At 58.7% G+C, this 11,398-nt stretch carries 11 protein-coding genes, 1 tRNA gene and 1 pseudogene; 3 read left to right on the top strand and 10 right to left on the bottom strand.

Annotation, left to right across the window (positions count from 1 at the left end; translation table 11 throughout):
• Positions 1-61: 61 nt before the first annotated feature.
• The 3 genes and pseudogenes from AC0V6V_RS02150 to AC0V6V_RS02140 all read right to left on the bottom strand — a co-directional run bounded on the left by AC0V6V_RS02150 (position 62) and on the right by AC0V6V_RS02140 (position 3,095).
• Positions 62-1,438 (bottom strand): annotated as a pseudogene (locus AC0V6V_RS02150) (pyruvate dehydrogenase complex E1 component subunit beta).
• A 3-nt stretch (positions 1,439-1,441) separates the two neighbouring features.
• Positions 1,442-2,455, bottom strand: a complete 1,014-nt coding sequence (gene pdhA, locus AC0V6V_RS02145) for a pyruvate dehydrogenase (acetyl-transferring) E1 component subunit alpha (RefSeq protein WP_486166027.1) — start codon at positions 2,453-2,455, stop codon at positions 1,442-1,444.
• 322 nt (positions 2,456-2,777) lie between these two features.
• Positions 2,778-3,095, bottom strand: a complete 318-nt coding sequence (locus AC0V6V_RS02140) for an FtsB family cell division protein (protein WP_486139086.1) — start codon at positions 3,093-3,095, stop codon at positions 2,778-2,780.
• 263 nt (positions 3,096-3,358) lie between these two features.
• Here AC0V6V_RS02140 and AC0V6V_RS02135 point away from each other — a divergent pair, with 263 nt between their 5' ends.
• Together AC0V6V_RS02135 and AC0V6V_RS02130 are read left to right on the top strand one after the other, a co-directional pair.
• A complete protein-coding gene (locus tag AC0V6V_RS02135; protein WP_486166175.1) occupies positions 3,359-4,222 on the top strand; it encodes a mechanosensitive ion channel family protein in 864 nt (287 codons plus the stop codon).
• Positions 4,223-4,330: 108 nt separating this feature from the next.
• A complete protein-coding gene (locus tag AC0V6V_RS02130) occupies positions 4,331-5,245 on the top strand; it encodes a haloalkane dehalogenase (RefSeq protein ID WP_486163828.1) in 915 nt (304 codons plus the stop codon).
• 6 nt (positions 5,246-5,251) lie between these two features.
• On the opposite strand, the gene AC0V6V_RS02125 is transcribed toward AC0V6V_RS02130, so the two are convergent.
• From AC0V6V_RS02125 to grxC, 4 genes are all read right to left on the bottom strand, one after another.
• A tRNA-Arg gene (locus AC0V6V_RS02125) sits at positions 5,252-5,328 on the bottom strand.
• A 169-nt stretch (positions 5,329-5,497) separates the two neighbouring features.
• Positions 5,498-6,100: a DUF1178 family protein gene (locus AC0V6V_RS02120; protein WP_486163827.1), complete on the bottom strand. Its 603-nt coding sequence runs from the start codon at positions 6,098-6,100 to the stop codon at positions 5,498-5,500.
• 8 nt (positions 6,101-6,108) lie between these two features.
• Positions 6,109-6,927 carry a carbon-nitrogen hydrolase family protein gene (locus AC0V6V_RS02115; protein WP_486166174.1) on the bottom strand — a complete coding sequence of 273 codons (819 nt, stop codon included), beginning with the start codon at positions 6,925-6,927 and terminating at the stop codon, positions 6,109-6,111.
• A gap of 10 nt (positions 6,928-6,937) precedes the next feature.
• The gene (gene grxC, locus AC0V6V_RS02110) at positions 6,938-7,201 is read right to left on the bottom strand and encodes a glutaredoxin 3 (RefSeq protein WP_472645275.1); all 264 of its coding nucleotides are present in this window, start codon (positions 7,199-7,201) and stop codon (positions 6,938-6,940) included.
• 208 nt (positions 7,202-7,409) lie between these two features.
• Between grxC and AC0V6V_RS02105 the strand changes: the two genes are divergently transcribed.
• Complete coding sequence (locus tag AC0V6V_RS02105) at positions 7,410-7,886, top strand: Hsp20 family protein (RefSeq protein ID WP_486163825.1); 477 nt, start codon at positions 7,410-7,412, stop codon at positions 7,884-7,886.
• A 374-nt stretch (positions 7,887-8,260) separates the two neighbouring features.
• On the opposite strand, the gene pyrG is transcribed toward AC0V6V_RS02105, so the two are convergent.
• From pyrG to tpiA, 3 genes are all read right to left on the bottom strand, one after another.
• Positions 8,261-9,895, bottom strand: a complete 1,635-nt coding sequence (gene pyrG, locus AC0V6V_RS02100; RefSeq protein ID WP_486166173.1) for a CTP synthase — start codon at positions 9,893-9,895, stop codon at positions 8,261-8,263.
• Positions 9,896-9,999: 104 nt separating this feature from the next.
• A complete protein-coding gene (secG, locus tag AC0V6V_RS02095) occupies positions 10,000-10,365 on the bottom strand; it encodes a preprotein translocase subunit SecG (RefSeq protein ID WP_486166026.1) in 366 nt (121 codons plus the stop codon).
• A gap of 100 nt (positions 10,366-10,465) precedes the next feature.
• Positions 10,466-11,227, bottom strand: coding sequence for a triose-phosphate isomerase (gene tpiA, locus AC0V6V_RS02090; protein WP_486163824.1), 762 nt, complete (start codon positions 11,225-11,227; stop codon positions 10,466-10,468).
• Positions 11,228-11,398 lie beyond the last annotated feature (171 nt).

Below are 11,398 nucleotides of genomic sequence, written 5' to 3'. Positions count from 1 at the left end.
GGGGGCTGAGCCGCGTTTTTGCAGTTCGGCCCCCTTTTCCGTGTTTGGGTGGTATCCGCCGTTAGTCGGCGTAGCAGACCTTCTTAGCCGTTTCGACGATCGAGCTGGCATTGATCAGCGCCAATTCCTCTAGGTTCGCGGCATATGGCAGCGGGACGTCCTCGTTGCATACGCGCAGGACGGGGGCGTCGAGATCGTCGAAGCCTTCCTCCATGCAGATCGCCTAAATCTCAGATGCGATGGAGCATGTCGGCCAGCCCTCTTCCGCCACGATCAGACGGTTGGTCTTGGCAAGGCTGGTGAGAACCGCTTGCTTGTCCAGCGGACGCAAGGTGCGCAGATCGATGACTTCAGCGTCGATGCCCTCGCCTGCCAGTTCTTCAGCCGCCTCAAGCGCGAGGCCAACGCCGATGGAATAGCTGACGATGGTCACGTCAGAGCCCTCGCGCATGATCCGTGCCTTGCCGATGGGCAGGACATGGTCATCGAGGTCTGGGACATCGAAGCTGCGCCCGTAGACCAGCTCGTTCTCCAAGAAGACGACCGGATCTTCGCTGCGGATGGCGGCCTTCATCAGGCCCTTCGCATCGGCGCTGTCATAGGGCGCGATCACGATCAGGCCGGGGACGCTTGCGTACCATGGGCCGTAGTTCTGGCTGTGCTGCGCGCCAACGCGGCTCGCCGCGCCATTGGGGCCTCGGAAGACGATTGGACAGCGCATCTGGCCGCCAGACATATAATTGGTCTTGGCGGCGGAATTGATGATGTGGTCAATCGCTTGCATCGCAAAGTTGAACGTCATGAATTCGACGATGGGGCGCAGACCGCCCATCGCTGCGCCGGTACCGATGCCGGCAAAGCCATATTCGGTGATCGGAGTGTCGATCACACGCTTTGGACCGAATTCGTCGAGTAGGCCCTGCGTGACCTTATAGGCGCCCTGGTATTCGGCGACTTCCTCGCCCATCACGAACACGCGTTCGTCGCGGCGCATTTCTTCCGCCATGCCATCGCGCAAGGCTTCACGCACAGCAGTGCTAGTGAAGCTGGTGCCTTCGGGAATTTCCGGATCGTGTGCAGGCGCCGCTGGTGCTGGCTTTTCCGCCGCAGGCTTTGGCGCTGGCTCTGGCGCAGCTGCCGGTTCAACAGCGGCGGCAGGGGCTGGTTCAGGCGCGCTGGCGTCGCCCGCGTCCTCGCCCTCGCCCGTCATCATCGCGATGACGGTGCCAACGGCGACGTCTTCGGTGCCTTCAGCGATCATGATCTTGGACAATACGCCCTCATCAATCGCTTCAAATTCCATCGTCGCCTTGTCGGTTTCGATCTCAGCAATGATATCGCCCGGCTCAATCGTGTCGCCTTCGGCCTTCAGCCACTTGGCGAGCGTTCCCTGCTCCATTGTCGGCGAGAGGGCTGGCATTTTGAGTTCAATACCCATGGCTCAATACTCCTCCACCAGAACATCGGTGTAGAGCTCGCTTGCCTCCGGCTCGGGCGAAGTCTCTGCAAAATCAGCGGCTTCGGCAACGACCTTGCGAATGCCTTTATCGACGGTCTTGAGGTCGTCTTCTGATTTACCGCCTTCGATCAAGGTTTTCTTGAGGCGTTCAATCGGGTCGTGCGTGTCGCGCTGTTCCTGCACTTCCTCGCGGGTCCGGTATTTGGCCGGATCAGACATGGAGTGCCCGCGGTAACGATAGGTGTTGAGTTCCATCAGAACAGGGCCCTTGCCATCGCGCACATGCTTGAAGGCAACCTCGGCTGCGGCGCGCACTTCGAGAACGTCCATGCCGTTCACTTCCATGCCGGGAATGCGGAAGGATGTTCCGCGCCGGTAAAAGCGTGTTTCAGCTGACGAACGCGCGGTTGACGTGCCCATCGCATATTGATTGTCCTCAACCACGAAGACGATTGGCAGGTTCCATAGGGACGCCATGTTGAAGGTCTCATAGACCTGGCCCTGGTTCGCCGCGCCATCGCCAAAGTATGCGAGGCAAAGTCCGCCGTCTTCATTATACTTGTGCGCCAGCGCGAGCCCGCCGCCCAGCGCAACCTGTGCGCCAACGATGCCGTGACCGCCGTAGAATTTGTGCTCGGTGCTGAACATGTGCATCGAGCCGCCCTTCCCTTTAGAAATGCCCGCTTCGCGGCCGGTCAGCTCAGCCATGATGACCTTGGGATCAATACCGTAAGCCAGCATGTGCCCGTGATCGCGGTAACCTGTGATCACGCTGTCCCGATCGTTATCGAGTGCGCTTTGCAGTCCAATCGCAACCGCTTCCTGGCCGATATACAGGTGACAGAAACCACCGATCAGGCCGAGGCCGTAAAGCTGGCCCGCCTTCTCTTCAAAGCGGCGGATCAACAACATTTGCTCATAGAATTTGAGCATTTGCTCTGGTGTTGCATTGAAGCGCTTCTGCTCTTCGAATTCCGCCTGCAGCGAATTCAGCATGAAATCGGGATCATCCGATGGCGCAGCAACGGCGCTTGTGTCGGCGGCCTTCGCTTTGGTCTTACTCTGTTTTGCAGAAGCAGTGGTTCTTGAGGGCTGTTTAGCCAATGCGTTTTTCCTTTGATTGGCCGCGCGCGCAGCGCCGCCATTGGGGAGAAGATTGCTAGCGCGCTATAATCGTGTTTTCGGGCAAGACGCAACGTAAAGCAGACCATTTCTTGGCCAAATTTGTCTCAGCATACGTATGTGAAAGGGCGCGCGCAGGCTAACCAGATTGGCGTGCTGCATTGTGAGAAAGGTGCAAATGTGTGCGATCAGCCCGTCACTGGTCTTCGACGGTGATCACAACCTCATCAGGGTGCACAACATTCATATTACGGCGCAGCAATTCGCCGACCAGATCAGGATCGGCCGCGCCGGGATCGAGCAGGCTCACACGATTGCGCAGCTCATCCCGCTCTGCCGATAGCATTGCGATTTGCGCCTGACGCTTGTCCAAAAGGTTTGCGTTTTCATTCCATGCAAGCAGGCCGGTTGGACCCGCAATAGCAAGCGCGGTCAGCACAAGCAGCACGAGCAGAGCCAGGCCTTGCTTGGCCTGATCTGCTGGCAATTGCTGAAGTTTTCCCCGACGTCCCATAAGTCTCACAGAATCATAGTTAAGTGCGCGGTTCAAGCACAAAACGACAGACACAGTCATAAATGTGACTTTAATTTACAATGCGGGCTAAATTGCCGCTTTTGCGGGTCCAAACAAGCGGTGTTTGATCGGAAATGGAGCGCCGGGTCTGTCCCAGTCCCGATGGCGAGGTTATCGTCGGCGGCCATAGCAGGGCGCACCATTTCGGAACATCGGCCTGTTTGCCTCGTTAATGGCCAAAATAGAGGGAAATCAATCCACTTATGCTTACAACACTCACCAATCAGATCGAAAGCATGGCGCAAAGTTTTGTCGCGGCCCTGCCGGCGATGGCCATTGCGCTGATCATCGTCATTATCACGTCGATAGTCGCGAAGTTCGCGGTTAGAATTACAGACAAAATTATCGGTACAACCGATCTGCGCCCTAGCCTGCGCAACCTAATCGAGACGCTGGTGAAGCTGGGCGTGTGGATCGTCGGCTTGATGATTGCGGCGATTGTGATGATGCCCGGCCTGACGCCGGCCAGCCTGATCGCAGGCCTTGGTATCGGTGCGGTGGCGATTGGTTTCGCATTTCAGGATATCTTTGAAAACTTCCTCGCAGGCGTATTGATCATGGTGCGCGAGAAAATGCGCATTGGCGACATCATCAAATGCGAGGGGATTTACGGCAAGGTGGAGCATATCACCTTGCGTGAGACCCATATCCGGCAGATGTCTGGCGAGCTCACGGTTCTGCCCAACTCGATCCTGTTCAAGAACCCGGTTGAGATCCTTACCGATGCGGAACTGCGCCGTCACAGCGTTGTGATCGGGGTTTCCTATGACACCGACCTGGATCAGGCCTCAGGCGTCATTGCTAAAGCCGTGGAGGCGATTGAAGATGTCAATTCTGAAAAAGGCGTCGATGTGTTCGCGCAGGAGTTCAATTCCAGTAGCGTCGATTTCCTCGTGCGCTGGTGGTCTGGCTCAAAACCGCGCGATGGACGCGAGAGCAAGGATCTGGTCGTGCGCGCTATCAAGCGCGGGTTGGATGAAGCCGGTATCGAGATCCCATTCCCATACATCACGCACACCTTCAAAGAACGCGTGCCGATGGGCAAGGATGTCGGCGAAGAGGCTTGATAAGCAGCACGCTCGGTTGAGCGGGACCGGGCGTCGCGCAATAGCTGAAATTGTGGCTGTTGATCGCGGCGCTCTATGATACCCAGCGGGTATAGAGGAGACCCGCTGATGCAAGTTCTGTCCTACGATCCCGCCCGCTTTGCCGACCTGCCCGATTATCCGTTTGCGGAGAATTGGTGCGACATTGATCTGGGCGATGGGCATTCCGGACGGATGCATTACCTCGACGAAGGGGCAAAGGATGCCCCGCCCGTCTTGCTGTTTCATGGCGAGCCGAGCTGGAGCTATCTCTACCGCAAGATGATCCCGGTTCTGGTGGATGCAGGGTTTCGCTGCCTCGCGCCGGATCTGATCGGGTTCGGTAAAAGCGATAAGCCGGATGACATCGGCTTCTACACCTATCAGCGGCACATGGATTGGCTTGGCCAATGGCGTGCCGCAGTCGTGCCTCAAACCGCCGCTCTGTTTTGCCAGGATTGGGGCGGTTTGCTGGGCCTGCGCATGGTTGGCGAGGCGCCGGACAGTTTCGCCTGCGTCGTGGCCAGCAACACCTTCCTCCCCACCGGCGGCACTCCCTCGCCCGCGTTTTTAGCGTGGCGCGAATTTGCCAAGGCCTCACCCGATTTCCAGATCGGCGATCTGCTCCAGCGCGCAACAGCGACGGAGCGGACCGCAGCAGAAGTCGCAGCCTATGATGCGCCCTTCCCCGATGAACCAAGCAAGGCGGGCGCGCGGGCTTTCCCTCAGCTGGTCCCGGTCGAAGATGGCATGGCTGGCATCGCGGAGAACACCGCCGCCTGGGATGGCCTCAGCGCTTTTGACAAGCCGTTCCTCACCCTGTTTGGCGAGGATGATCCGGTAACCGGCGGGCTTGGCGAGGCGCTGAGCGCGCGGATCGCAGGAGCCAAGGGGCAGCCGCATGCGATGCTCTCCACCTGCGGGCATTTCTGTCAGGAGGATCGCCCGGTTGAGCTGGCGCAAGGCGTGATCGACACCGCGAAAAAGGCCGGTTTTCTGATCTAAAGGTGGTGGTGACCCCGGCGTGATTCGAACACGCGGCCCCCAGATTAGGAATCTGGTGCTCTATCCGGCTGAGCTACGGGGCCCCGCGAAGCCCAATAACAGGGTTTACTATTCGCGCAATATCGGCGCGCAGCGCCGCAAGGCCCTTGTGGCCGCCCGCAGCGGATTCGGAGACGGTCATAGGCCACCCGATCTTTGATCGCATGAGCGAGGAAATCGCTCGCCCGGATGGGCGGGCGCAAACAAAACCGATCAATTCAGCTTTTCTGGCGGTGCAACCGGGAATGGCAGCGGCGCAATCGGCACGCCTTCTTCGGCCAGAGCCTTGGCTTCATCAAGGCTCGCCTGCCCGTGGATCGGGGCTTCATCACGCTCGCCGTAATGCATCTCGCGGCTTTGCTCGGCGAACTTATTGCCAACCCAGGTGCTGTCCTTGAGCGCCTTTTCCTGCGCCTTCGCGAGTTTCGCGATGGCCGATTTCATTTCTGCGGTCATCGGTGTGTTGGATAGCTGCCCAGCCCTCGGGGGAACCGCCGGAGTGGCGGGCGTCTTGATCAGGTCGGATGACAATTTGGCCGTATCGCCCGCGCCAGAAGCGTCTGATTTCTTGGCCTCTGCAGCCTGCGATGCGGCCTCAACAGCTTCCTTCACCGCTTCGGCCTTTTTCGCATCGCTGCGCGCGCTGTTGCCCTTTACCGGAACAGCCGGCGCCATGGGCGCTTTGGCGACATGAGTGGTTCCGCATTCTGGGCAAGCGACATAGCCCGCCTCGCTCTGGTCGAGAAAGTCGCTGGACGAACGGAACCAGCCTTCAAAACGGTGGCCGCTTTCACAGTGGAGGTCAAAGACGATCATGGTGCGCCCTATTTGGGGATTTCCCGCTTATTAGCAAGGCTGGGCAGCTGGCCGCGCACCTCTTTGATCCGCTCCAGGTCGATGTCGCAAAAGCCGAGGTCCGGCCCCTCACCGCCCATATCGAGCAAAACTTCGCCCCAGGGGTCGATCACCAGGCTGTGCCCATAGGTCTCACGGCCGTCCTCGTGCTTGCCGACCTGCGCAGCGGCGATGACAAAGGCCTGCGCCTCAATCGCGCGGGCGCGCAGCAGCACATGCCAATGCGCTTTGCCGGTGGGCACGGTGAAGGCGGCAGGAACAGCGATGGCGTCGCATTGACGCTGACCGAGAGCCTCGAACAGGGCGGGAAAGCGCATATCATAACAGATGGTGAGGCCGAGCGTGCCCAGCGGGGTGCCTGGAACAGTGACGACATCTTTGCCCGGCTCATAGGCTGAGCTTTCGCGCCAAGTCTCACCATTTGCGAGTTCGACGTCGAACATATGGATCTTGTCGTAAGTTACGCTAGGCGCGCCGCTGGCGGGGACGTAAAACGCGCGATTGGCGAATTTGCTGCCCTCGCCCGCCACAGGGATCGATCCGATAGCGAGGTCAATTTGTAGGAGCTGCGCAAGCGTACTGAGCCGTTCCGCCATCGCCCCTGGACCGGACCCGGTGATCCATGGGGTGGCGCGAGCCCGGTTGCGATCAAGCAGACCTGCCATTTCGGGCGCGAATAGCATGACAGCGCCCTCAGCGACCGCATCATGTGCCGCTTTTTCAATGGTCGAGAAATTCGCCTCCGGGTCGATGCCCGAGGTCATTTGCAAGACAGCAATCTTGGGCACGTTAGAAGCCCTATCCCGCGAGCAGGGCGTCAAGCTGCCCCGAACTTTCCAGCGCTGCCAAATCGTCAGAGCCGCCCACGTGCAGATCACCGATGAAGATTTGCGGCACGGTGCGTGCATTCGGCGCGCGTTCCAGCATCTCTGCCTTTTTTGGGCCGCCCATGGTGATATCAAACTCGTTGAATTCTGCGCCCTTGCTCTTCAGCAAATTCTTGGCGCGAACGCAGAATGGGCAGGTGAATTTGGAGTAGATATCGATATTAGGCTGGGTCATTAAAAACTCTTCTTTTCTTATTTAAGCGGCTGAAAGTGAGCGTTTTTTATCCGGCGTGCTGCCTCTTGAAAGGCACTGTATGGCACCCTAGATATGCTGTGTCAGCACGATCCGCCAGTCTTGGGGATTAATGCTGGCGCAATTGGGTGCTGCATTCGGCAGGCCCGCTTTGAAAATACAGATTGCTCAAACACGAGGATTTGAAATTATGTCACGTCTAGATTTTACACCGTATCGCCGGACCACCGTTGGTTTTGACCACTTGTTCGACCTGCTCGAAAGCCAGGCTCGCAGCAATTCCAGCGATAATTACCCCCCGTTTAACATCGCCCGCAGCAGCGAAGACAATTACCGCATCACGCTTGCGATTGCAGGCTTCCGCCCGGAAGACATCGAGATCACGGCTCAGCAAAACCTGCTGACTGTGCAAGGCAAGAAGCGCGAGGAAACCCAGGAAGCGGCAGAGATGCTGCATGTGGGCATCGCCAATCGCGGGTTTGAACGCCGCTTTGAGCTCGCCGATCATGTCCGCGTAGAGCGCGCTGACTTGGCCGATGGTCTGCTGGTGATTGATCTGGTGCGCGAAGTGCCAGAGGCGATGAAGCCGAAGAAGATTGCAGTGAACGGGGCGGCCACTTTGACCGCGGTTCCTGACACGCCAGAGGATGACGTGAACGCGGCCTAAGCCGCCCGTTTCACCAACGTACAAACTCTCTGAAAAAATGTGGGGGCAGACCGTTACAGTCCGCCCCCGCGACATTTGCCGCCTCTAGCAAGGCTTACCGTCTGGGTCGCAGAAGACGGTGAGACTCGCGTCGAGCAGTGCACGGTCCGCCAATGCGGACCCGCTATTTGCATAAGGCGAGTTGCCCCCAACCACCTGTTGAAGCCGCTAGGCTCCTTACCGCGTCGGTAAGGGTAAACTTGCAATCGGTGCAAGGTCATTTTTGTAGGGCTTTAAGAACGCTGCAAAAATAGGTTGCAGATCGCGAACTGATGGCTCGTTTTGGTAGCGACAGGCCGCAATTCGCGGCGCAAATGTGTGGCTTCAAAGCGCGCTTAGACGAGGCGCGATTGCTCCAGCGCGGCTGAGATGAAGCCCGCAAACAAGGGGTGCGGATCAAACGGACGCGACTTCAGCTCTGGGTGGAATTGCACGCCGACGAACCAGGGGTGATCAGGCCGCTCCACGATTTCGGGCAGCAAGCCGTCGGGTGACATGCCGGAGAAGACTAGCCCCCCCTGCTCCAGCGGTTTGATATAGGCGCCATTGACCTCGTAACGGTGACGATGACGCTCAGATATTTCATCTGCGCCGCCATAAATGCGCGAGACGTGGCTGTTCGCGCCGAGCTTCGCATCATAAGCGCCAAGCCGCATGGTGCCGCCCAGATCGCCGCCATCTTCGCGGGTTTGCAGGCCCTCTTCGGTCATCCATTCGGTGATAATGCCGACCACAGGCTCGCTGGTTTCGCCAAATTCGGTGGAGGATGCCGCATCAATGCCGGCATCGCGCGCGCCTTCGACACAGGCCATTTGCATGCCGAGGCAGATGCCAAAGAAGGGAACATTGCGCTCGCGGGCAAAGCGGACGCTCGCAATCTTGCCTTCGCTGCCGCGTTCGCCAAATCCGCCGGGCACCAGAATGCCGTGTAGCGGCTCTAGCTTGGCGATGATTTCTTCCTCATCGCCCTCAAAGATTTCCGCATCGATCCACTTGATATTGACCTTGACCCGGTTGGCCATGCCGCCGTGGACCAGCGCCTCGTTGAGGCTCTTATAGGCGTCTTGCAAGCCGACATATTTGCCGATTACGCCGATTGTCACTTCGCCTTCTGGGTTGAAGTAGCGGTCGGTGACATCGTGCCATTGGGATAGATCAGGCGGCGGCGCGTCAGTGATACCAAAGCCGCGCAGAACCTCGGCATCCAAGCCTTGCTCGTGATATTGCAGCGGAACGGAATAGATCGAGGGCGCATCAAGCGCCGGGATCACCGATTCCATCCGCACATTGCAGAAATTGGCGATCTTGCGCCGCTCGCTATCCGGAATGGGATGCTCTGCCCGGCACAGCAGCACGTCAGGCTTGATCCCGAGGCTGGCGAGTTCGCGCACAGAGTGCTGCGTCGGTTTGGTCTTCAACTCACCGGCGGCCGCGATGTAAGGCACCAGCGTCACGTGCACGCTCAGCGTTTGCAGCGGTTCCAGATCATTTCGGAGCTGCCGGATCGCCTCCATAAACGGCAGCGATTCGATATCGCCCACCGTCCCGCCAATCTCGCACAGGATGAAATCGAGATCGTCCTGATCATCGAGCGCGAACTGTTTGATCGCGTCGGTCACATGAGGGATCACCTGCACGGTCGCGCCCAGGTAATCGCCCCGGCGTTCTTTCGTGATGATATCGCGGTAGACCCGGCCAGAGGTGATGTTGTCGCTTTGCCGCGCAGAAACGCCGGTAAAACGTTCATAGTGGCCAAGATCGAGGTCGGTTTCGGCCCCGTCATCGGTCACATAGACTTCGCCATGCTGATACGGGCTCATCGTGCCGGGATCGACATTGAGATACGGATCGAACTTGCGAATGCGGACCTTATACCCGCGTGCCTGTAGGAGGGCAGCAAGACTTGCTGCCATGAGACCTTTGCCGAGCGAGGAGACCACGCCGCCGGTTATGAAAATGTACCGCGCCATGGGAGTTGGGGATTAAGCCTCGAAGTGGATTCGTGGCAAGCGAATTGCGCACTGAAAAGTGCGCCCATCCACAGCCATCACAAAGTGTTACGAAATTGTCGCGCTTATTCAGCGGCGAGCGGGTCTTCTTCGCCGGTCGGCTCTACGGGAGCAGGTGCTGCGCCAGCTGCGCCGCCGGTGCTGAGCGGATCAGCCGCAGGCACATCGCGGTCGATCGTCGTGCTGATGTCTGTGCCGCCCGTCGCATCCACAGCCACGGCTGCGAGTGCGATCGACAGAGCAACAAATGTCACCGCCAGCCATTTGGTCGCGCGGGTCAGAAAATCTGCCGCCCCGCGTGCACCCAATGCGCCGCCGGGGTTGCCGCCGCCGCCAATGCCCAGGCCGCCGCCCTCTGAACGCTGCATGAGGACCACGCCAACCAGCGCAGCGGCGACAATCGCCTGAACAACAGTGAGAAACAGAAAAATCGACGACATGAGCTAAACAAAACCTATCTGAATGAAACCGCCATTTAGGTGCGCAGCGGCGCGTGCACAAGCCTGATTACCAGTTGAGGGGTGTTGGGCCCTACCCCTCGACCGTATCTCCGGCGGCCAGAGCGATGTTCATAAACGTTTCCGCCGTCAGGCTGGCCCCGCCAACCAGCGCACCGCCAACCTCTGGCGTGCCGAGGATTTCCCCAGCGTTTTCAGGATTTACTGAGCCGCCGTATAACACGCGGACCTCGGCGCCCTGCTCTTCGCCATAGGTTTCGATCAGTAGTGCCCGGATCATTGCATGCATCGCGGCAATATCATCCACGGTTGCGGTTTTGCCGGTGCCAATCGCCCAGATCGGTTCGTAAGCGACGGTGACTTTTTCCCCAGCATCCTCTAATTTCGGCAATGACGCCTTCAATTGAGTGGCGACAAAAGCCTCTGCCTTGCCCGCCTCGCGGGTTTCCAGCGTCTCGCCGCAGCAGATGATCACGCGCAATCCGCTTTCAAGCGCAGCGTCCGCTTTTGCGCGCACGAGCTTGTTTGTCTCGCCATAACCTTGGCGGCGTTCGCTGTGGCCCAGAATTACAAACTTCGCGCCCGCATCCGCGATCATGGGCACTGAGATGTCGCCCGTGTGCGCGCCATCGGGGTTGGGTGAACAATCCTGCGCACCGACCCAAATCTGCTCCACCTCGCGGTGAACCGCATGAATCAGTGTGTATGGCGGGGCCAATGCGACCTCCACCTTCATATGCCGCTGAGCGGCCCGGTCCACTGCGCGCGCTTCAGAGAGCATGGCGCGAGTGCCGTTCATTTTCCAATTTCCGACGATGTAAGGCCGCTGGGCCATATTAATATCCTGCGCCAATATTATGCTTTATTCGAATCTCACCCCTTACTTAGGAGCAGGGGGCCGCGTCCGCTAGCTGAGGAAAGTGATCCAGTCAAAACGCATAGTGGACTGTTGCCGCGAGGTCGCAGGGCGGATAAAGCCGAACCAGTTTTCCGCTAACCGCGGTGT

The organism is Erythrobacter sp. S249 (genome assembly GCF_057364975.1).
This window is presented reverse-complemented; position numbering and strand designations above follow the sequence as displayed.

Coding starts and splice junctions, on each gene's coding strand:
- AC0V6V_RS02140 (WP_486139086.1), bottom strand. CDS start 3,095: ATGGGACGTCGGGGAAAACTTCAGCAATTGCCAGCAGATCAGGCCAAG.
- tpiA (WP_486163824.1), bottom strand. CDS start 11,227: ATGGCCCAGCGGCCTTACATCGTCGGAAATTGGAAAATGAACGGCACT.
- pyrG (WP_486166173.1), bottom strand. CDS start 9,895: ATGGCGCGGTACATTTTCATAACCGGCGGCGTGGTCTCCTCGCTCGGC.
- AC0V6V_RS02130 (WP_486163828.1), top strand. CDS start 4,331: ATGCAAGTTCTGTCCTACGATCCCGCCCGCTTTGCCGACCTGCCCGAT.
- grxC (WP_472645275.1), bottom strand. CDS start 7,201: ATGACCCAGCCTAATATCGATATCTACTCCAAATTCACCTGCCCATTC.
- AC0V6V_RS02120 (WP_486163827.1), bottom strand. CDS start 6,100: ATGATCGTCTTTGACCTCCACTGTGAAAGCGGCCACCGTTTTGAAGGC.
- pdhA (WP_486166027.1), bottom strand. CDS start 2,455: ATGCTGAATTCGCTGCAGGCGGAATTCGAAGAGCAGAAGCGCTTCAAT.
- AC0V6V_RS02105 (WP_486163825.1), top strand. CDS start 7,410: ATGTCACGTCTAGATTTTACACCGTATCGCCGGACCACCGTTGGTTTT.
- AC0V6V_RS02135 (WP_486166175.1), top strand. CDS start 3,359: ATGCTTACAACACTCACCAATCAGATCGAAAGCATGGCGCAAAGTTTT.